At 36.9% G+C, this 19,786-nt stretch carries 32 protein-coding genes and 1 pseudogene; 4 read left to right on the forward strand and 29 right to left on the reverse strand.

Features of this window, described 5'->3' with window-relative positions; all coding sequences use genetic code 11:
* The 29 genes and pseudogenes from G9371_RS18390 to G9371_RS18530 all read right to left on the reverse strand — a co-directional run.
* Window positions 1-236 (reverse strand): annotated as a pseudogene (locus G9371_RS18390) (glutamate 5-kinase); the annotation flags it as partial.
* A complete protein-coding gene (locus tag G9371_RS18395; RefSeq protein WP_029423740.1) occupies window positions 236-616 on the reverse strand; it encodes a hypothetical protein in 381 nt (126 codons plus the stop codon). The pseudogene G9371_RS18390 and the gene G9371_RS18395, both read right to left, overlap by 1 nt.
* A 3-nt stretch (window positions 617-619) precedes the next feature.
* Complete coding sequence (locus tag G9371_RS18400) at window positions 620-955, reverse strand: HeH/LEM domain-containing protein (RefSeq protein WP_029423739.1); 336 nt, start codon at window positions 953-955, stop codon at window positions 620-622.
* Between the two features lie 44 nt (window positions 956-999).
* A complete protein-coding gene (locus tag G9371_RS18405) occupies window positions 1,000-1,950 on the reverse strand; it encodes a major capsid protein (protein ID WP_016804113.1) in 951 nt (316 codons plus the stop codon).
* 13 nt (window positions 1,951-1,963) lie between these two features.
* Entirely contained in the window at window positions 1,964-2,755 is a 792-nt protein-coding gene (locus tag G9371_RS18410; RefSeq protein WP_029423738.1) for a hypothetical protein, read from the reverse strand.
* 86 nt (window positions 2,756-2,841) lie between these two features.
* Window positions 2,842-2,994 carry a hypothetical protein gene (locus tag G9371_RS18415; RefSeq protein ID WP_001291451.1) on the reverse strand — a complete coding sequence of 51 codons (153 nt, stop codon included), beginning with the start codon at window positions 2,992-2,994 and terminating at the stop codon, window positions 2,842-2,844.
* A gap of 21 nt (window positions 2,995-3,015) precedes the next feature.
* Entirely contained in the window at window positions 3,016-3,252 is a 237-nt protein-coding gene (locus G9371_RS18420; RefSeq protein WP_029423737.1) for a hypothetical protein, read from the reverse strand.
* Window positions 3,253-3,350: 98 nt separating this feature from the next.
* A complete protein-coding gene (locus tag G9371_RS18425) occupies window positions 3,351-3,779 on the reverse strand; it encodes a hypothetical protein (RefSeq protein WP_000965231.1) in 429 nt (142 codons plus the stop codon).
* Window positions 3,780-3,787: 8 nt separating this feature from the next.
* The gene (locus G9371_RS18430; RefSeq protein ID WP_029423736.1) at window positions 3,788-4,894 is read right to left on the reverse strand and encodes a minor capsid protein; all 1,107 of its coding nucleotides are present in this window, start codon (window positions 4,892-4,894) and stop codon (window positions 3,788-3,790) included.
* A gap of 9 nt (window positions 4,895-4,903) precedes the next feature.
* Window positions 4,904-6,244 (reverse strand): DUF4055 domain-containing protein, encoded by a 1,341-nt coding sequence (locus G9371_RS18435; protein WP_029423735.1) that lies wholly within the window; start codon window positions 6,242-6,244, stop codon window positions 4,904-4,906.
* A 39-nt stretch (window positions 6,245-6,283) separates the two neighbouring features.
* Complete coding sequence (locus G9371_RS18440) at window positions 6,284-7,576, reverse strand: terminase large subunit domain-containing protein (protein ID WP_032009070.1); 1,293 nt, start codon at window positions 7,574-7,576, stop codon at window positions 6,284-6,286.
* Entirely contained in the window at window positions 7,536-8,051 is a 516-nt protein-coding gene (locus G9371_RS18445) for a DUF2280 domain-containing protein (protein ID WP_000729387.1), read from the reverse strand. The genes G9371_RS18440 and G9371_RS18445 overlap by 41 nt, the downstream gene beginning before the upstream one ends.
* Before the next feature lie 58 nt (window positions 8,052-8,109).
* A complete protein-coding gene (locus tag G9371_RS18450) occupies window positions 8,110-8,751 on the reverse strand; it encodes a putative metallopeptidase (protein ID WP_029423733.1) in 642 nt (213 codons plus the stop codon).
* Window positions 8,720-9,154: a hypothetical protein gene (locus G9371_RS18455; RefSeq protein ID WP_029423732.1), complete on the reverse strand. Its 435-nt coding sequence runs from the start codon at window positions 9,152-9,154 to the stop codon at window positions 8,720-8,722. Before G9371_RS18455 ends, G9371_RS18450 begins: the two co-directional genes overlap by 32 nt.
* Window positions 9,155-9,212: 58 nt before the next feature.
* Entirely contained in the window at window positions 9,213-9,668 is a 456-nt protein-coding gene (locus G9371_RS18460; protein WP_000195750.1) for a hypothetical protein, read from the reverse strand.
* 664 nt (window positions 9,669-10,332) lie between these two features.
* Window positions 10,333-10,569 carry a hypothetical protein gene (locus G9371_RS18465; protein ID WP_000152665.1) on the reverse strand — a complete coding sequence of 79 codons (237 nt, stop codon included), beginning with the start codon at window positions 10,567-10,569 and terminating at the stop codon, window positions 10,333-10,335.
* Between the two features lie 198 nt (window positions 10,570-10,767).
* A complete protein-coding gene (locus G9371_RS18470; RefSeq protein ID WP_001039306.1) occupies window positions 10,768-11,121 on the reverse strand; it encodes a hypothetical protein in 354 nt (117 codons plus the stop codon).
* Between the two features lie 313 nt (window positions 11,122-11,434).
* Complete coding sequence (locus G9371_RS18475; RefSeq protein ID WP_000171851.1) at window positions 11,435-11,695, reverse strand: hypothetical protein; 261 nt, start codon at window positions 11,693-11,695, stop codon at window positions 11,435-11,437.
* Between the two features lie 324 nt (window positions 11,696-12,019).
* Complete coding sequence (locus tag G9371_RS18480; RefSeq protein WP_001017701.1) at window positions 12,020-12,238, reverse strand: hypothetical protein; 219 nt, start codon at window positions 12,236-12,238, stop codon at window positions 12,020-12,022.
* Between the two features lie 485 nt (window positions 12,239-12,723).
* The gene (locus tag G9371_RS18485) at window positions 12,724-12,978 is read right to left on the reverse strand and encodes a hypothetical protein (protein WP_000861102.1); all 255 of its coding nucleotides are present in this window, start codon (window positions 12,976-12,978) and stop codon (window positions 12,724-12,726) included.
* A complete protein-coding gene (locus G9371_RS18490) occupies window positions 12,950-13,426 on the reverse strand; it encodes a hypothetical protein (RefSeq protein WP_001277128.1) in 477 nt (158 codons plus the stop codon). The genes G9371_RS18485 and G9371_RS18490 overlap by 29 nt, the downstream gene beginning before the upstream one ends.
* Complete coding sequence (locus tag G9371_RS18495) at window positions 13,423-13,824, reverse strand: DUF559 domain-containing protein (protein ID WP_000097329.1); 402 nt, start codon at window positions 13,822-13,824, stop codon at window positions 13,423-13,425. The genes G9371_RS18490 and G9371_RS18495 overlap by 4 nt, the downstream gene beginning before the upstream one ends.
* A complete protein-coding gene (locus G9371_RS18500) occupies window positions 13,824-14,279 on the reverse strand; it encodes a hypothetical protein (RefSeq protein ID WP_005124477.1) in 456 nt (151 codons plus the stop codon). The genes G9371_RS18495 and G9371_RS18500 overlap by 1 nt, the downstream gene beginning before the upstream one ends.
* Entirely contained in the window at window positions 14,276-15,076 is an 801-nt protein-coding gene (locus G9371_RS18505) for a hypothetical protein (RefSeq protein WP_029423731.1), read from the reverse strand. The genes G9371_RS18500 and G9371_RS18505 overlap by 4 nt, the downstream gene beginning before the upstream one ends.
* A gap of 2 nt (window positions 15,077-15,078) precedes the next feature.
* Window positions 15,079-15,960, reverse strand: coding sequence for a replication protein (locus tag G9371_RS18510; protein WP_000064624.1), 882 nt, complete (start codon window positions 15,958-15,960; stop codon window positions 15,079-15,081).
* Complete coding sequence (locus G9371_RS18515; RefSeq protein WP_001088054.1) at window positions 15,953-16,252, reverse strand: hypothetical protein; 300 nt, start codon at window positions 16,250-16,252, stop codon at window positions 15,953-15,955. Before G9371_RS18515 ends, G9371_RS18510 begins: the two co-directional genes overlap by 8 nt.
* On the reverse strand, window positions 16,249-16,524 hold the full coding sequence (locus G9371_RS18520) for a hypothetical protein (RefSeq protein ID WP_001095599.1): 276 nt from the start codon (window positions 16,522-16,524) through the stop codon (window positions 16,249-16,251). Before G9371_RS18520 ends, G9371_RS18515 begins: the two co-directional genes overlap by 4 nt.
* A gap of 55 nt (window positions 16,525-16,579) precedes the next feature.
* Window positions 16,580-16,936, reverse strand: a complete 357-nt coding sequence (locus G9371_RS18525) for a hypothetical protein (protein ID WP_000041063.1) — start codon at window positions 16,934-16,936, stop codon at window positions 16,580-16,582.
* 9 nt (window positions 16,937-16,945) lie between these two features.
* Window positions 16,946-17,131, reverse strand: coding sequence for a Cro/CI family transcriptional regulator (locus G9371_RS18530; protein WP_000165919.1), 186 nt, complete (start codon window positions 17,129-17,131; stop codon window positions 16,946-16,948).
* A gap of 77 nt (window positions 17,132-17,208) precedes the next feature.
* Between G9371_RS18530 and G9371_RS18535 the strand changes: the two genes are divergently transcribed.
* Genes G9371_RS18535 through G9371_RS18550 form a run of 4 tightly spaced genes read left to right on the forward strand, consistent with a single transcriptional unit; the run spans window position 17,209 to window position 19,679 of the window.
* Window positions 17,209-17,973 carry a LexA family transcriptional regulator gene (locus G9371_RS18535; protein WP_025468288.1) on the forward strand — a complete coding sequence of 255 codons (765 nt, stop codon included), beginning with the start codon at window positions 17,209-17,211 and terminating at the stop codon, window positions 17,971-17,973.
* Window positions 17,974-17,987: 14 nt separating this feature from the next.
* A complete protein-coding gene (locus G9371_RS18540; RefSeq protein ID WP_000370477.1) occupies window positions 17,988-18,203 on the forward strand; it encodes a hypothetical protein in 216 nt (71 codons plus the stop codon).
* 51 nt (window positions 18,204-18,254) lie between these two features.
* Entirely contained in the window at window positions 18,255-19,511 is a 1,257-nt protein-coding gene (locus G9371_RS18545) for a hypothetical protein (protein WP_029423730.1), read from the forward strand.
* A 3-nt stretch (window positions 19,512-19,514) separates the two neighbouring features.
* Window positions 19,515-19,679 carry a hypothetical protein gene (locus tag G9371_RS18550; protein WP_153310174.1) on the forward strand — a complete coding sequence of 55 codons (165 nt, stop codon included), beginning with the start codon at window positions 19,515-19,517 and terminating at the stop codon, window positions 19,677-19,679.
* Window positions 19,680-19,786: the final 107 nt, after the last annotated feature.

The raw sequence follows: 19,786 nt of genomic DNA on the forward strand, positions 1-19,786 counted from the left end.
ACGGTCGCCTTTTTATCCGTGGCCAGTACTCCAAGTGTTTGGATCTCATATTGACTGTAAGAACCAAACAGAACGCCACGGCCAGAATAATTTTCTTTAACTTCAACATAAGTTTCTGTCTTAGGATCCCAATTCGTTTTAGAGATCCGCTCACAAGTAAATGAATGAACGGCGTCCGCTAAATCTTCATTAAATGCTTCAGCAATATCTGCCTGAATTTCGTCACGTAAACTCATTAGATTTTCCTGACAAAAAATACAGCTTTTCGTTTGATGTAAGGCTTAATCAAATCAAGAATGAATTGCTCAATCGCACTAAGCTTTACTGATCCGTCCTGATATTCCTTTTCAGTTTCAACCGTATCAGCTTTGACTTTCTTACGTTTTAGTGCCTGTTCCTGCCCTTGATATAGATCACCTTTCATAATGCCCTTGATTATTTGATATGAGGCAGTTTTTAGAGGTTCAGGAACTTGGGTAACGTCTTCATAAGGCTTTACGTTACGTGCTAACAGATATGCCTCGGCCATTTGGAGGAATTGAGCCTTATCACTGGCAGATAAAGCATCAAAGCCTTCAACATGTTCTATCGCTTCTTGTTCAGTGATAAAGCTCATGAATTATTCCTTCGGAATTAATGCTAAAAGTTCATCTTTTTTAGCACCTGCTTCAAATGCAATGCCTTTTTCAGTTAGTACAGCTCGAAGCTCATCTACTTTTAGACCAGCATAGTTAATTGGTTGTGGTTGAGTATCACTTGGTTTTTGGTCATCTTCGGGTGTTTGAACACCTTCACCTGATTCAAGTTCAGCAATACGTGCTTTCATTGCTTCGGTATCATTTTGAAAGGCAATAAATTCGCCCTTTACTGTTGTCAGTTGTTCTTCGAGCTCAGCAATTTTTGTTTCTGTCATTTGTTGTCTTTCCCGTGCACGGTTAAATGATGAAAGTCCCATATGTGGATCTCCAAAAAGATAAGGCGGAGTTACCCGCCTTTTTGTTATTTGATCTTGTGCTTGAATGCCACAATACGGATCTGTTTAGGATCGTAGACACGTTCCCAGTTTGCAGCAGTTGCTAGACCAGCATTATTAGGTGCAATACCTGTATCACCTGCCCATTTAATGCCACGAGGATGTAGCACAAAGTGACGGCGGTTAATAAGAATGTCAGTACCCGCTAAACTGTCACGGTCAGTCTCTACACCAACTGGTGCCCCAATATCTTGGAAACCAATCGCGCCATAACCAAACAAGTAAGAAGTAAATACGTCGCCTTCAACTGGCATGCCGTCATCTACAATCACACGGCGATCCATAAAAGTTTTGTAAAGCACCACACCATCAGCATCACGCACAGTTTCAATTAAACCTTGTTTGGCTAGTGCTGCCATTGTGAATGAGTGCATTGAAATCGCTGTTAATTTATCAACAGCATCACCCAGTTTATAAGATGCATCGATAAATGAATGACCATCAATTACAGCAGCTGCTCCAGTACCAGCCGAAATGTCATGCGTATTACCTGCCATGCTTGCAGACCCAAATACACCTTTAAGTGTATTTACGGTAAACCCCTGAAATTCGCGTGCCCAATAATCTGCTACAAGATCAGCAATCGCACCCAATGGGTCATCTCCAGATAATGCTTTAGATAAATCATTTGCCCCCCAAGCCTTACCACGGGCATGCAAAATAGCAATATCTTTACCAGCAGTGATGTTATTTACACCAAGAGCTTTACCATCTGAAAGTACTTCAGACTCACCGCTTAAATCATTCCAGAAAGGAATATTTACTGTAGTGCCTCCTTCTGTACCAAAAGCGACTTTTTCATCAAGCTCCCCAACAATGCCTGACTGCCATAAAGCAGACTTTTCGGCAGTCTTATTTAATACGTACGGAGTAAATAACTCAGGTACGATTACATCAGCAATTTTTGTCTCAGCCATTAGGCTTTACTCCTTAAAGTTTAATACCGTGTTTTGCCGCTAGCTCTTTAGCTAGTTGCGGATTTTCATTTCGTAATTGCGCCAATTTGGTCATATTTACCGAGCCATCGGCTTTGAGAATGTCTGGCTGACCTTTTGAATTGTTGCTACCCGGTGCGCCCATGCCATTAGGCTTAGGCCAGTAATACGGTTTCTGCTCGCGTAGAGATTCAACCCATTCTTTTGGAGTCATTGGTGTCTGACCATCTTTACCAATGACTACTTCCCCGTTTTCATCAACTGCCACAGCCTTGCCATTTTCATCTAATGCAAACTTTGTCTGTGCTAAAAAGGCAATATCAGGAGTCGCTTCTGGCAATGCTTCAAGTTCAATAGCAGCCTGCACAATTTGGCTCTGTACTACTGATTTCTTAAATTTCTCGGCATAGGCTTCAGCTTTATCTGCACGTTCTTTTTCGGCTTTCAGTAATTTTTCATGTTCTTCGCGCATCTTCTCGGTACGCTTCTGAATCACTTCGTTAACCTTGCCGTCTGCGATTAATTTGGCCTCTTCATCTTGGTCAAGTTGAGCAAAGACTTTTTTAACAATTTCAGGATCAATCCCTTCAAATTGTTTCTGAAATTTTTGAAGTTCCAACTTTGCGTTCTTAGCAGCATCTCGCTCGCTTTGAAGTGCAGATTTCAAACCTTTTGGATCTTCATAACCTTCCAAGTCAAGGCGAAACTTCCCGTTTTCCTCAACATATAGAGCACGGTGCTCTTCTTTGATTGCATCAAGTGAATCAACAATAAATGGCAATGACATGTTCAAACCTCTCGTTTGATTGGGGTAAAGCCTTATCTCAAGGCATTAAAAAAGCACCCGGAGGTGCTAAGGTTAAAAATTAAGTTCTAATTGATGAGTGCAATCGCTTTTAATCTTTCAAAAGTAAAACCATAAATTGCCATGGCTCTTGAAATCTTAATTTGAAGAAAAGGCACCAGAATTAATTTTGTGCTCAGAATATATTGAGCATCTGACATATTGATTTGCTTTTCAGACATTTGTAGTACCTTTAGCTACGTTTACTTTTTATTCCAAACCTCTGATCTAGGTTCATCACCAACTAAGCGGATGCCTTGAGGACCACCTACATCAAATGTTGCCGTGATAGTCGCTGGACCCTCAAAAACACTACAATTCATTTTTACAGCGGTTAATCCAACTAATGGAATACCTGTTTCCTCGTCACAAAGAGCAAGATGAGAAGATTTATCTGAAACTCTTTTAAGTACCAAATGTCTAACTTTTGATTCACTCATAAGCCAAACTCCATAAATGACAAAAGCGCCATTTGGGCGCTTATATAGGTGAAAATTGTGTCTTAAGTGAGTTTAGAATTACCTGTAATCGGCAATAATTACTCACAGTTAAATCCAGTTCCAACAAGGTCTTTTTTCAAATTTGAAACGAGATTTTGTTGTTCCTGCTGTTGTCCACTAAGATAATTTTTATCTAGAGTCTCTGCACCATCAATAGATTTATAAAGCTCTTTAGATTCCTCTAAATTGTCTTTTAAAAACGTGGTGAGGTTTAGTTTCGCCTGGGCAGCTCTACATAAATTATTTTTAGCTTCTAAACCTTGAGTAGCCTGTTTTACTTGACCAGTTGCAGGATCAAAAGAATATGCATTTGCCATTGCTGACTCCAAAGCTTCAGACAATCGATCATATTCTTTAAGATATTTTTGACTTGGTTCAGCTAAACAAGTGATGGAAATTAGGGTTAGACATACAAAAGCTATTGTTTTCATATTGTATAAATTCTGATGTTTTAAAAAATATAACATAAGAAAAATTACAGACCCAACTTTTTAAAAGCTTTTTCATCCAACTTTCTCAAATCATCTAAGCTATATAAACGGCCTTCAGGATCAAAGAACTTTTCAAGATCAAATTTCCCTTCTTTATAAAGTTTGTACCTCTTTGGCCCTAGCCACTCCTTTTGAAAGAAATCATCTGTCTTTTTGAAGAACTCTTTAAAAGTGGTGTTGGCATCCAATTGACCTATTAACTGGCTACGCTCTTCTTTGGGGATGTCTTTAACTCTACGTTCGTCCATGACAAATGGCCGTTCACCGATAAGTTGACCATCTTTTTTAACTGGTACTAGTTCGCTGCGACAATTAGGATGCAACGGCGGTACACGTTTTGCCGGATCATCAATCCTCCAGACAGTACCGTCTAAATGAGCACAAAGCTTAGATGTTCTTCCATCCAATACACTAATAAAACGAACATACTCAAAACCTAACTGTTTGAAAGTATCTAAATACGTTTGATTAGCAACATGACTACGAACTGTTCTTACGGTACGTTCAATATCCGTCTTAGAGCTACTTAAAAGCCCATCCTCATAATTAAGCCGTTTGGTACCACGAATACGCTGAACAATTTCCTGATTTGTTTTACCTGAGTTGATACCATCCCGAATTGCATACTCAACCTTTTGACGGGCATTTTCAGCAATTCTTGATAGTAGATCATCAACAAGAGCCCCACCTACCAATGGTATTTTTTTAGCTGCTGCATATACCTTTTCACCATTTGGCTTTTTGATCTTGCCGCCATATAGCTTCGCCATGTAATTGGCTTCATAAACAGCCAAGGCAGTAGCAGAAACAGCGAAAGCTTCAGGTAATGCAGTGTTTATTGCAGTAAACCACTGAGCAATCAGATCACGAACTTCCTTCAGATTTGACGTTGTGTACTGTCCACTTGCTAGAGCCATCTTTTCAGAATCATTTAATTCATCAAGCAAATCCCGAAGCTTTGCCAACATTAATATTGACTCATCATTAAAGATTTTTAATAGCTCTTTAACAGATTGAGAAGACACCCGATATAAGTACGCCTGATGTTGGGTAAGTACTTCAATCAATGATTTATCTTCTTTTGAAGCCATACATCACCTCTACAAAGGAGTGTTATCTCGCTCTATTTCTACCCGCTTCACTTCTTCCTGATAGTCGTGAGCTGGTAATTTACCTGTCATCAGGTATTCCCAATATGTGCGGAAAGAGTTTTTCCCTGAAATAGCACCCTCATAAAGCTGTTTTGCAAGATTAATATCCGTGACCTGCACAATAAACTCAGGTTCAACCGTAAATGAATATTTTGTCGAATCCAGCTTTAACCACTGCGCTGCATACTTAATGGCTTGTTCAATTGCTGCAGCTGCACACATCACGATACTGTGAAGACTTGCTTGCTGATCGTCTTGCCGTGCACGGCGCGCTTCACCTGATTCCTGTGTATTGGTATCAACTACTTTAGCCCCAGCTTCTAATGCTGAATTTTTTTGCGCATCCATTTCCTTTTTAGTGAGTTCAATGCCGCTACCTGAAATTTCCAAATAACCACATTGTGAATTTGGAGGAAGACTCCAGACAGCCATAACACCAGTAACGCTAATATCTTCATCACCCTCAAGTCCATTAATCCAAGGCTGCGGATGAGCTGTATGGTGAAGTGACTGGTAATAATCTGCACTAAGTTGGTAATACTTCAGAGCAGCCTTGGCCATTGTCAAAAGCGGTATGGTACCTACATCCGGAGAATTACTAGTGGCACCGCAGAAAACAAATGGTGTGAAAGGAAGTTGATTACCGCCGAGATCAGGAGTTTTATCCTCCACATTTGAACCATCGAACAATCGGACCGCTAATGCTCCATCATCCATAGATAGAACGCGGTGAACCGTTTTAGTTTCGTGCCCGAATTCATCTTCACTATTATCAAATTGCTCCTCGAGCACTAACAGTTTTAAATCCTTTCGACCACCGATACTGTTTTCCTTCCAGTTGATAATAGATAACGCATCATATAAGGCGAAATATGGCACTCCTTTAGCATCAACATCAACAAGCAGCCCACAGCGCCCAAACTCTAGCAACTCTGAACAAATGCGAATAAAGAGCTGTTTAAGCCCAAAACCGTCATTTGTTGCATTCTCTATCAAACCTTTAAGTAGAGAACTTTCAATCACAATATTCGGCTCAAGCTTTGAAACTAAACCAATCATCGTACGTAATGAATCCTGAACCCATAATGGATACTGAGCTCGACTTAGATAGGCTTTATAAATCTCTCCAGTCGTATCACCTTGCTTTTCAGCCTCAATCATTCCGGCCGATTTAGCTAGGTACTTAGTTTGTGCCTGTTTAATCTGCTCTTCACCAGCAACGGCGTCTCGCATAATTAACCAGCTTTTTTGTGCAGCAATATACTGCGGATGTTTATCAGTAACTGCCATAAAAACACCAATAAAAAAGCACCTGTAAAGGTGCGTTGTTTAACGAGAAAAACCAGCGATTGTGCGCCGTTTAAATACTTTCTGAATGATGATCGGAAAACGTTTAGCTAATGGATATCCACCAGCATCTCCAACGTGGTCCAATCCTGCAGTCTTATCTGGCATTCCAAAGTTGTCATAAACTTGCTGCTCTAAAGTAGCCGTGAAGTTTGGACATTTATTTGTGTTTACTTTGAGGTGTCTTTCGCCATCGGCACTCAGGATCTGGGCATTAACTGCATTGATACGGTCTTTAATGCCCGGGTTCACCCCATTCACTTCAACTTTGAATCCATTTTTCTTTAAGATTGCATGATCTGATTCACTGAAGTTCTTTGAAGATGTTGCCTGACCTGAAGCATCTGGAATCACGGTAATATCGTGATCTGGAAAGCGCTCATTAATCAATTGACACATCGTCGGTGTATCTCTCACGCCAACCAGTTCATCTAAAGCTCTTGGCTTCCCTTCTCGAATGACATAAACCACAGCAGCCATTTTAAGCACGTTAAAATCCATACCAATGAGTAAAGGCTCACCCTTCTTAATTTCTTCATCCGTGTGGTTTAGAACTCGATCAAAGTCGGGGTAAACAGCACCGCTGGTTAAATTGACAAACTGCCCTTTTAAATAAGCTGAAATTAATTGCGGCGGATAAGACTCATAAAGTGATGATATGTAGTCATCTGGAAGATTAGCTTCATTGTCATAAGTTGAAGCTTGAATCATTCCATATAGCTTACGCTTAGCCTCTGATTTATTTGCCTCTTTAACAAATTGCTCGTATGTAAACTTAAAACCTTCAGGTGTAGTGGCCACATCAATACCGTTGAGCAAACCAGCTTGCTTATAACGCATACGTGCGATGATCTTACGCCAAGCCTGTTGAGCTTTGACCTTGGCCATAACATCAAGTTCATCAATCAAGGCGTGGCCAATTTTAAAACCTACAATTGTTGCTGGTTTCTCCATAGACCGGCAAATGATTGTCGTTCGATATTGCCGACCATAATAGATATCCACCTCTTTATTGGTTTCATAAACCTTAGTTTTAAGCCCCCAATCGAAAGCAACCTCTTCAATAGTTGGAAAGAAAATGTCGCGAATCTGCGGGTAAGTTGGAGCAAAATAACCCAAAGGTACTTTAGGGAATTCCCAAGCTTTGTTGCATAAACTGGAGCATCCAACCCAAGTCTTTCCCGATCCAAAGCCAGCGACAAATGCGCGGAACTTCTTTTCCATCTGCAAAAAATTAGCCTGAGGTACATTCAGTGTCGGATTGATGTTCGGCATCTTTTTTACTCGCATCCACAACTTGAATAGTTACCTTGACTGGTGTTGGATCTTCATCACCTTCACCCTCTCTTAACTTTTCAATCTCAAGTTGCTTTAACTCAAGATTTAATAACATCAGGTCATAACCCTGCATTTCTTCCCGAACCTGTTTAATAACCCCTTGCTTCATAAGCCTGTTGTTCTTCCAGTCTTCATAAATCTTCTGAAGTTCTTTAAGCCGATAGGCTTTATTAGCTAAAGGGATGTCATAAACATTCTTTTTAAAGTCCTCTCGGGTTTTATGAAAAAGGTCTTTATATTTCTTACTTAAATTCTTTCCTGCCGCTTTTGTCGGGTCATAAAGTTGTACCTGTTTTCGATCAATCTCAATGTTAAATTCTTGCTTGACAGCATTAGCTACCTGTTGAGGGGTATCCATGCAGGCAAGCGCTTGAACAATAAATATTTTTACCTGTTCTTTAAGTGCAGCCATACCCCCACCTTTGTCTAGCTACGTCTAGCAAAGAAGGCAAAAAAAAGAGCCATTCGGCTCAGTTGATTACGCAGTTTCCGCAGCATTTTGAAATATCAAGATTCGAAACAAACGGCGGATTCTTTGCGACTTCAATAAGTCGCTTAACATTTTTGCTCGGTCCCCACCGTTTAACCACGCCAACAAATTCTTCTACATCGTGACCAGCTAGGTAATGTTTAGGCAGCCCCGTACTATCGCTATAAATGATTTCGCCATCTTCGTCTTTCATCACACCAATGTGATAAAGCTCATGTTCAAGCAAGTAACAGAACTCTGTATCGTTTGCACGCTCACAGAAAGATGCATCGACCGTTATTAAATATGTAGGTACAAAACCAAACCAGTCTCGCATCTGTTGCTCTTGTCTAGCTTTACGCCAGCCACCAACATTGAACATGACTTTTTCGCACTGGCCTAATACCATAGCTTGCTTGCTTTTATAGGCAGAAGAAGCCCATGCAAATGCCAAAAACTCTTCATTATCATGAAGCAGCTCAGCAATATGATCATGATCCGGGTTATGAAGTGGTCCACCAATCGTTAAGTAATTAGCAATAACCCATTTCTTTAGGTCTGGTGCCGGTATTAAACGAATTGCTTGTTCTTCATCTGCTTGATCAATAAAATCAGTCGGTGGAAATGGTCTGATTTGCTCCATCTTCAATTCTCGCTAATTCACTTTTTATCCAGTTGATGACATATCCCGACAAAATAGAATCTGGATGAAAGCGCTCTATTTTGTAACCCATCCATTCAGCTTGATCATATCGATCAAGACTCCATGCTTTATTTGACAGCTTTCCACCACGCCCACCAGACCAGGGACCACCCTCAATTTCAATGAGCAAACGCAATTTCACTATATGAAAATCAAAGCGCCAGTGTTTGGTATGGATCGGCTGAAACTTACTTTCAAATCCAATCGCCAAATCCTCAAGCTCTTCCTTAAGTGTTGCCTCAGCCTCGAGATATTTTTGCTTCGCCTTAGGCAATGGCCGGCTTTTAGGTTTAGTTTTAGGTTCTTTTTTCCGAGTAAGCCAAAAGTATTCTGTAGAATCCATTATTCTCACCAAAAAAAACCGCCCTAAGGCGGTGGCTAAACTCACAGGCAATATAGTATTACTTCTTAAAAGTTGCCTTATAAAGCTTTGAATTAAAGTAATCCGTAATTTCTTTACCTTCGTTTTGAATTTTTTCCTCATTTAAGGGTAAAAAATCTAATTCAGATTTGAAGCTCATATACTCTGGAATAAACTTCTTTATAGGCGGAGGTGGTTTAGGTCCACCTTCTGTAATTTTTTCGATAAATCCAGCTAACCATAAAATATACTCACCTTCTGAATTATGAGGAGGAATCAAACTCACATCTATTTTTACTTTACATTCATCTAATTGTTTACTAAACAATTCAACAAAATCAATAAAATTATATTTTAATTTAAATTCTGTTCCCTTAATTTCTCTGCGTATACATGTCATAAGTAAGTTCATATTTTCAATACAGTCATGTGAAAACAATTCCTCATCTTTAATTTTGTTATAAATATTTTCCGCAAACATGAGATACTGTGTCATTTCAGCAGCTCCTCATTTTTATAAAGTATTTTTCTTAAGGTAGTCCTATTATAACAATGTTGCAACAAGAAATTTTCCATTTTTAGTTTAAGAAAATTTTAAAAATTATAAAAACGATTATATTCAATAAATTAGTACAAATAAAAGCTATGGAAGTTTGATCTTTCTATTGAGCTTTAAAATGGATTATTGTGTTTAAATCATCAATTTAAAAAGCTTGCCTAGTAGGCAAGCTCCCCCTTTTTTTGATATTTGCGCTGATCAATAAGGTTTAGTGTTACTTAAAGCAACACACTGATAATACTGAAATATTTAAAAATAAAAAAGCCCACTTCCTATTTTTATTCAGAAATGGGCTTAGCGAAAAAAAACGCTTAAACCTGAAATAGGAAATATCTATTCGGAAATATTTCCAACTTCATATTGGCATAATATTTAAGCACTAGCAATAGGGATAGAATTAAAAACATCAAATATTCATATTTAAATAGATAAAGATTTCTTTTTTTAAATGGTTTTATTTTTAGCCTACATAATTTTTTTAATTATCAAGACTTATAAAGAATATGTGCCCATCAATAGGTAATACTTAACAAGGTCTTATGTATAGTAACCATTAGGCTCTAGAGACTAAGAACTCAAACTGACTAAAAATAAAAAATAATTAATTTTCAATATTAATGATCATATACTGCAAAGTTATGTATATTCCAACTTCTCCATTGTTGAGTGCCTCATATAAGTCTTCATCAACGAAATCTCCAGATTCATCATATAGCCATTTATGAATTTGAATAATTTGTATATTCCCTTTTTTGTCTATTCTTGCTATTGGGTCTATTACGGACCGAACTATCACCTTCTTCTTCGTCTTAACATCGAGCAATGTGATAATTGTCATTTTAAAATCCTTATAAATATCCTGTATAACAACTACTCTCAATCAATAAAGATTTTTATATTTAAATTACTTAAATAGCAATCTTTTCAATCTAAAAAATAAATAAAAAACACTTTAATAGTGTGTTCCTATTAGAAAAGATACCTTAAATATTCTACTAGCAATAAAAAACCGCTTTAAGGGCGGTTCATCTAAAATTCACAGGTACTTAATGAAGTTTTTTTTCTGTCTTTGCATCTTTCTGGGCTCACAAATTTTTCCAATAAAGTTAGTTAACCACAAAATACTTTCTTCACGATCTTCAAAATGAGGTATAAGGCTTAAATCTACTTTTATTTTGCGATCAGCTAAAGGCAAACTTAAACAATATTCAAAGTCTATTGAGCTGTACTTCAATTTGAGTTTTTTTTCTGCAGCTTGATTCTTTATCTCAGCCATAATGCGATTTAGATTAACAATCAAATTATTTGAAATTTTATTATTTTCATATACCCGTTCGTAAACTGTCTCAGCTACATCAATGTAATTTATTAGCTCTACATTCTTATTCATGACATTTGTACTCCGTTTTTTATAATTATCCGTCTAAAATAATGTTTATTTGAGTTACTAAATTCATCACGTACGTAAATATTGTTAAAGTTTTACCACTTATTTTTAATTTAAATATTTGAATTTATTTAATAATTTTATAATTTACTAATATTTATATACATCTTTGTTCTTAACACCCCTTTTTTTCTATCACTTGCCCATTGAGTTCACCACCCACACAGATATTCATTATAAGTACCAGTTTTTAATCAGACTGGACTATAGCACGAAAGACAACCGCCCGAAAAAGGAAGAAAATTTCTTAAACTATTTAGATAGCATATATGTCTGATTTTACTTGATCCCATAAATCAAGTATTTCATCTCTCATTTCGATTGGTTGTTTTCCAGAAATTATATAAAACGTTTTCACTTCTCCTTGGAAGCTTACTTGGGTTCTAAAGTATGACTCTGTTGGCCTTTGCATACCTGTTCTTGGTCCATACTGCTTTGGAATACTTTCTAACTTCAAATCTGACTCGTCTTTCGACAAGAATTGTCCATGATGGCGACCACCAATAAATAAAGTCATACTTTCACCTAAAAATAATTAATATTTACCAACATACTAAACATAAAATAAAAAATCAAATTATTTTTATTTTTCAAATACTTAGTTCTCAATAGTAAATTATTTACTACCGAGAACTAAATCATCAAATTAATTAAAGAAAAAACCCCGCCAATAATTGATATTTAGCGGGGCTTTACATGCCGTAATACGTCCGGCAAGAAAAACATAAACATTAAAAAACCCGCTTCTAAAAAGAAACGGGTCAAAAAACAAAAAACTTTCAGCGCAGTATTTGTGACATATCATACAAGTTAGAAGATGTATTTACAATATACTTTAAGCTTAATTTTTTGATGCTCTCAAAATATCCAAAACTCGCTTTGACATTTCATGCAAGTTGGACCCTATTGGTAGCCAAAAATGATAATTAATGTTGTCACGGTTAAAAACTTGCTTGTAGTACTCAGTTTTAAAAGATGGGTCGATATCAGAAGCTTTTAGTAATCTGCCTTCTTTCTCTATCTTTTGCCCATCTAGTTCACCACCAACACAGATATTCATTTTAAGTACCAAATTCTAATTAGACTGGACTATAGCATAAATATAAACATGCTTAAGTGGGCATTCTTAAACGCTTAACATTTAGACAAGCATTCAATTTAGATGATTTATAATGTAACGACCATGTATTTAGGATGAAGACAGCTAATGTGTGGTGTAAATCTAACCATTAAATCAAAGGAACATTACTTAATGCAAAGAAAAGGGGCGCTTTTAACGATTGTACTGGTGGCGCTTGGTGCCCACCACCAGTACAACACAATATCAACTCTACAATTAATTAATATGGAGGTGACACAAACAAATAACTATCATTTCTAATAGAATTTCAGGTGGCGATGTTTGGCGACGAGCAACCTGATTTAATTTTAAATCATAATTGAAATCTAGCAAGTATAAAAACAAAAAGCCCATCAAACGATGAGCTTTAGATCAGTGAATTACTTATACTTCGTCCACTATATCAAAAATATGCCATAAAGCGTCTAGACAGTCAACAAGTCTAAATTATGCTTTTCTACTAATTGAGAAGCTTTTAAACGTTCAACGATTTTAATCATTAGATCATTGGCAGTTATAACGTCGATTCCTTCAAATGCTTTTAGTGTTAATTGCAATTTATTATTAATTACATTTGTAATTATTGATATTTTACCAAAATAATCAGGGTAGTATTTCAAAGTTTCATTAACTTTCTCCCGACTAACGCCTTCATATAGTTTTACAGTGTATGTTTTCATTTGAACCTCCATTTTGTCTTAATCTTTTATCATGACCTAATAAATAAAATCTAGCGCAACTCACCATAATTGCGACCTGAGCTTTAGATTGGTTTGTTTCTTGAGCAACCTTCAACAATCCTTTATTTTCAACCTTATTTTTAATTAAACAAATTAATGCAAACTTAGTTGTAAAATCTGTTTTATCAGAATTTAATAGACTTCGTAAAAGTGCTTGAATTTGATCCGCCTCATAATCACTGATCTCACATCGAATATAAGATTTACTTTTTTGTACTTCTTTGCCAGCTTCACGCATCAACCAGTAAATTTGATTGATATGAAGCCCATCTGGCAAATCACCCCCTTTCATTCTAACTGTTTCACACCATGCGCCAAACTGCTCTAACCAACCGTCAATAGTATATTTAGACCAATCCATTTGTTGTGTTTTTAAAACTGCACTCATTTTTCACCTACCAATTGCTCAATTTGTTTAATCGCCACGCCTGCTTTCACTTGCTCTGTGCTGAACCGTAAAACTGTAAAACCCATCATTGCTGCGGAGTTGTATTTCTCCATATCCCCTATATAGCCTTTGCCCCTTGTATGACGGCCTCCACTCCAGATCCCGCCTTCCACCTCAATCAAAATCTTTGTACCCGTTATTAAAAAATCTGCTCTCCATTTACGTTCAGGATGGAATTTATATTCCTGTTCAAAACTGATCTTGCATGCTTTTAAATGTGTTGCTAATACCGTCTCGCCTTCACTCGGCTGTCTTGTACCTTGCTTTGCTGAACGGCGCTTTTTATTTTTCTGAATAGGAAATAATTCACGATATTCAGCAAGGCTCATTGATGACATTAAGCACCGCCCTTTAATAAGTGATCTAATTGATTAGCAATGCCGTTATAAACACGTGATTTATCTAGGTCACCCAAAAGCGTTAATGCATGGGCATCGTTTATAAATTTATCTCTTAACTTTGTTAAACCAGCTTTTAACTTGATTAAAGGATCTATCTCATTTCCATTAACTGCTTCGTGGTCTGCTATAGCCTCCTGAACTCTTTTTATATGAACAACAAAATCTTTATTACCTATTAAAAATTTGATCATTTTGAAATCATTGAAATCAGCAATAAATACTTTGCCTTTAGCAACTTCAACTCCACCAATTTGCTCTATTAGTTCCAACGATTGAACCAATTTTTTAAGGTCTAAAATCTTTGGGGTTACAACACCACCTACTTCAGCAGATCCAATAACAAATCGAGCCTTTTCGATTCCATGTTCCTTCATAAACTCAACTGCATTCATACATTCGCCCCATCAATTAGCTGAAGAATATTTCTAGGGATTGGCATACCCTCCCGACGGCACATCTCTGCGTATTCGTGTGGATTATCGAAAGGATCTGGTCCTAATTCTTTTGTAAGCTCAGGCTCTTTTTCCTTAGCCTTAAGCTTTTGTACTGGTGCAGGTTTACGGCCGTTAATCTTTAACCGTTCCATCAAAGATTTGAGATGCTTTTGCGCTTCGTCATTTGAAACTGGTATATGCACTTTTTGCTCATTTTTCTGAGCTAATAAAATTGGTTCTTGGTACCAAGCCTGAATTTTTCCCTTTAACTGAGCTTCTGCTTTGTACTCGTCATACACCTTGATAAATTCCATTTTGGCTTTGTACATTTCTCCGTCTTGAATAAGTGAATAGACTTGATCAAGTACAAATTTGGTCAAGGTTGTAATTTCTTGGTTCTGCTCTCTTCCGTCTGGCAAAGTCACTTTTTTGTGTTGAGAGATCTGAGTGTATTCACAAGCCTTAACCCAAGCCTTCTCGGCGCTCCACCAATCGTCCCCCATGCACATAGCACGGAATTCAGCGAAGTTAGGCATGTATGTATTTGTACTTGCGTAAAATAGCGCTAAGCCTCTTTGAAGTTGGTTAGGTGTAACCCCAACCAATGCTTTAGCAAGCTGCTGTTCAACGATTTGCATTGGAACGGCATTTTTCCCCTCTACTGGAAAATTCTTATTGAACTGAACAGCGTATTTAGTTCTGTACGCCGCAATTAGTTCTTTTAAAAAACTTTCAAATGGTGCTAATTCATTCATGATTAATAGCCTCCAAAATCTTGTGACACTGGCGTAACGTCAATCACGTTTGAACGGTTGCTCTCAGCGTACATTTGAGTGAAATAACCCGGTTCTTCAGGAACGTTATGAGATTGTGGGTTTTCCTGAATTTGATTTTGGCGAGGCTCAAATACACCCTGATAATTTCCGATAATTGAGTTTTCCAGTGATTGGTTAGCGAAAGGTCCAAACGAGATAAGTTTTTTAAGGATTAGCTTTACTGCGTTTTCAGAAAGTGGTTTTTTGATGCTGATACGCATATCAACAAAATTGTTCCACAGCTCTGGATCTACACATGCAGGTAGTTCAACTGAACGTGGATTAAATTCATTTGGTTTTTCTGTTTTAGGTTTTTCAGAAACAGACTCTCTTTTTTTATTTATTTTTTTATTACTTTGAGAGTTGTTTTTGATAGTGATACTTTGTGTGTTAAAAATTTTTACTAGTAGCGGTAAAAAATTTTTACTAGTGTAGTTAAAATTTTTAACTAGAAGTGGTAAAGAATTTTTACTAGTTTGGCCATAAATTTCAGGTAGTAAAAAATTTTTACTAGGGAATTTAAGCACTAAACCAACGCTAGTATCGTTACCTAATTTGAATGTATTTCCATGAATTGTGCTTGGTTGTTCCACGACTAAACCAACTTTAATTAATTCATTAAGGCATTTAACAACTGTCGGTCTACTCTTCCCTGTAATCTCTTCAAATTGAGTTAAAGAGATGGAATCCATCTCCTTATTCCAGCCACGAGTTTTACGGCAAATAACTAAATAAATTTTGCATGCAGCATCAGAGATTTTATTTAAAACCTCGTCAACAAATGCATTAGGCACTTGAAAGGAATTAGGCACAAAATTACTCATGTACACCGACCTTAGGCTTTACATACCCACCAAATTTTTGAACCAAGTCAGCATTAGCCAAACTATTAACGATCTGCCCTGCTAACCACTGATTAATGCGAAAACGCTGTGCCATAGTTTGTGAAAATTCTTCACGCGTTATTGCAGCATTATTTTCGTCATAACCTTTGGCTCTTAGATTTTTACGGTTACGATCATGTAGCTCATTGAGAATCACTAACGCTGGATCAAAGAAGGACTGAATTTCCTGAGTCTGTTTGTACTCAGGTTTATACTTAAATTGACTATTCATGACACCTCCGCTAATGCTTGCTCAGCTTTTGTTAGGCGGCGTTTAGCGTTGAGCTCTGCTACTGTTGCTGTACGGATTTCTTTTGATGAAACCAGAATCAAATGATTCTCCGATTTGATAGTCCACAACCTAGTCAAAGTTTTATTTTTAACTTCAAACAAATCATTTGATTTGAAAGTACGGCACTCTTTAGTAAGTACTACAACGTCACCTATTAAAAAATCTGGTGAGTTGAGTTCGATTGGTTGTTCTGATAAATTGTTTGTGTTCATTTGATCCACCTCAATTGAATGCCTAACCACTCCTGTTACAGCAGGTAGTGGTTTTTTAATATCCAAGCTTTTCTTTTTGACCACTGATTTCGTCATGAAATAAGTCATCCACCGTTTCTATACGGTTCATCCAGCTTTTAGACATAACTAAAAGTGCAGCAACACGTTCTTTATCAATGCTCTGATAATCTTTAGGAACGACTTTTAAACCAAGTAAACTCAATAGCTCGCAAAACATTTCAATTTCATTCAAGCCATTGTTTTTCTTATCCGTTTTAAGCCGAGTAATAGTGCTTGGATCAACTTTTAATTGTTCAGCAATCTCTTTTTGATTGCTTATATCAAGACCATGCAATATGCGGGATACGCCATTTCTGGCGCTTGCAGATATATCAACTGATAATTTGCTCATGGTTAGGTCCTAAGCATTTGAAGTAGTTCGTTTGATTGGTTCTTTGCCATTTGCCAAATCTCTGATTTGGTATTCGCGAGCTAAAGGAATCTTTTCATTTGGCCACTGGTAAACAGCAGGTGGCTCAATTCCTAATAACTTTGCTAAGCCAACACCATTGACACCAAGCAACTCATAAGCTTCCTGTTTGGTCATTTGTGCAACCTCAAAAATAAGATTTCTTAGTATTAAAACAAAGATAACTTATTTTTGCAAGATGTAAGATAACTTATATGAAGAATCTAGAAACTATGGGTCAGCGTATTCGCGCCTTACGAAGAGAAAAGAAATTAACCCAAGGCGAGTTGGCAAAAATCGCCGGAGTTAGTGCGCCCAATGTCACTGGTTGGGAGAAAGATGCTTATGCTCCTAAAGCAGACCCATTAAGCAAAATGGCCGCTTATTTCGGAGTGTCGACTTCATATATAACTAATGGAGATGAAAGCGGCCCTAAGTTGGATAGCACTGTTACACAATTGAAAGTTCTGGATATCGAAGCTTTTAAGAAAAAATACAATATTCCCGATAGCGAAGATGCTGTTAAATTTCTTGAAACACCTGTTAAATCATTCCCCACCCAAAAAAGATATGTTCCTGTTAAGGCTTACTCCAAGATGGGCATGGATGGCTATTTCACAGATATGGGTTATGAAGGCAATGCTGGAGATGGGTATGTTCCAACTCACTCAGCAGGACCAAGAGCCTATGGCATTAAAGGCACTGGCGACTCAATGTTTCCAGCAATTCGTAATGGCTGGTATGTTGTATGCGACCCTGATGCAGAGCTTGTGCCGAATGAGTTTGTTCAGGTGTGCTTGAAGGATGGAAGATGCACAATTAAAGAATTTGTCGGCATCAATGGTGGGGTTTTAAGTTTGCTTTCTGTGAATGGTGGTGAGCGATTTTTCTTTGAAATGGACGAGGTTGAAAGTATTACCGCTATTACAGATATCGTGCCGCCAAGTCAGCACAGACAAGAACATCCTTATTCGCATTAATCACAGGAAGACTTATGGACAACTCTAAACTACCAATCAACCAGATTATTGCTCGCATCAATGATGCTGCGAAACATGGTGAAGCTTTGGTGCTAACCGCCGAAGAAGTGAAGATTCTTTCTAAAGATATTGGCGACAAAGTCTTTATTCCTGTGCTTACTAATGAGCAGGTCGTGCAGTTGGTAAAAGAAGGAAAGCTAGGTCAGAAAATTAATAACACCAAAGATTAATAAGCTGTGAACCCGACACAGTCCTAGAACAGATCGGGTAAAGAGAGAATTATGACCGCTGAAATTGCAATTTTAAATCCACATGGTGTGGCATTAGCTGCGGATAGTGCAGTAACTATCGGATCTCAAAAAATTATTAATAGCGCGATTAAGCTATTTTCACTTTCCAAAACAGAGCCTGTAGGCGTAATGGTTTATGGAAATGCTAATTTATTAAATATTCCTTGGGAAACTTTAATTAAGATTTATCGTAAAGAACACGCAAAAAATCGTTTTGAAAAACTCGAAAATTATGCGGAAAGTTTCTTATCTTTCTTGAAAGCAAGAGTAACTATTTTTGACCTAAATATCCAAGATCAATGGCTTGAAAAGCAAATAATTTTTATTTTTGATTTTATAAAAAACCAATTACAAAATGATGTAACACAAAAGATTGTACGAGGAGAATCTGTAACTGCGGATGATGAAGAAAAATTTATTATAGAAATTTTAACAAAAATTAGGGATTTCCATTCTGGTTATGAACCTACATGGTCAGGAGACATTTCTCCTGCAAAATCAAAAATAGAATTAGTTAGCGAACCTATAATCAAACATTACTTTAAGGAATTCTTGAAAAATAGTGATGTAATTTCACTGCTTAATGAAATTGTAATTTTAACTGTAACGAATAATGGCTTTATTGAAGCATCTACTGGATTAGTAATCTCAGGGTTTGGTGATGATGATATTTTCCCTTCAGTAATTACTTATCAAATCTCTGGATACTTTGAAAACACACTAATTTACAAAAAAGATGAAGAGAAAACTATTGTTAATACAAATTCTGGAATGAGATCTGGAATTATTGCTTTTGCTCAAGAAGATGTAGTGCAATCTTTTATTAGAGGATTTGATCCAGAGTTACATCAATTCACCATAGAATATTTAGATTCAATGCTTACGGAATTTTTGAAAAAAACTCCTAATCTAAATCCTGTTGAAATTTCACAATTAATTAATAAATCAAAAGCCATGCTGAATGATTTTAATACCACCTTACAACAAGAAATTAGGGATAGACACTTAACGCCAATGATAGATATGATTGGTGTGCTGCCTAAAGATGAATTAGCGACAATGGCAGAAACTCTAGTCAACATTACAGCATTTAAGAGGAAAATGGCTTATTCAAGCCTAGAAACAGTTGGAGGACCTATTGATGTGGCTGTTATTTCAAAAGGCGATGGGTTAGTATGGGTAAAAAGGAAGCAGTATTTCCCCTCTAATCTAAATCAGCACTTCTTTGACAATTATTTTAAGGATTAAGAAATGAAAGAAAAAAACCACATCAAACAACAAGTTAATGCAATTCAGTCTGTTGTATTTCAAAATAAAAGCAGTAGCCTGGATAAAATGTTTAAACGTGAAGAGATTAAAACTTATGCAGCGGACTTAGCAAAGCAGAATGTCGCTAAACAATTCTTACAGACTTAATATCTTCTATAATAAGAAGACCCACCCTGTGTGGGTTTTCTTTTTTAATATATTCAAATTTTCCCTGATATTATGGGATTAAGACTTTGTGCCAACATTGATCTTAA

The organism is Acinetobacter sp. EKM10A (assembly GCF_011075215.1).
In the GTDB taxonomy this organism is placed as follows: domain Bacteria; phylum Pseudomonadota; class Gammaproteobacteria; order Pseudomonadales; family Moraxellaceae; genus Acinetobacter; species Acinetobacter baumannii.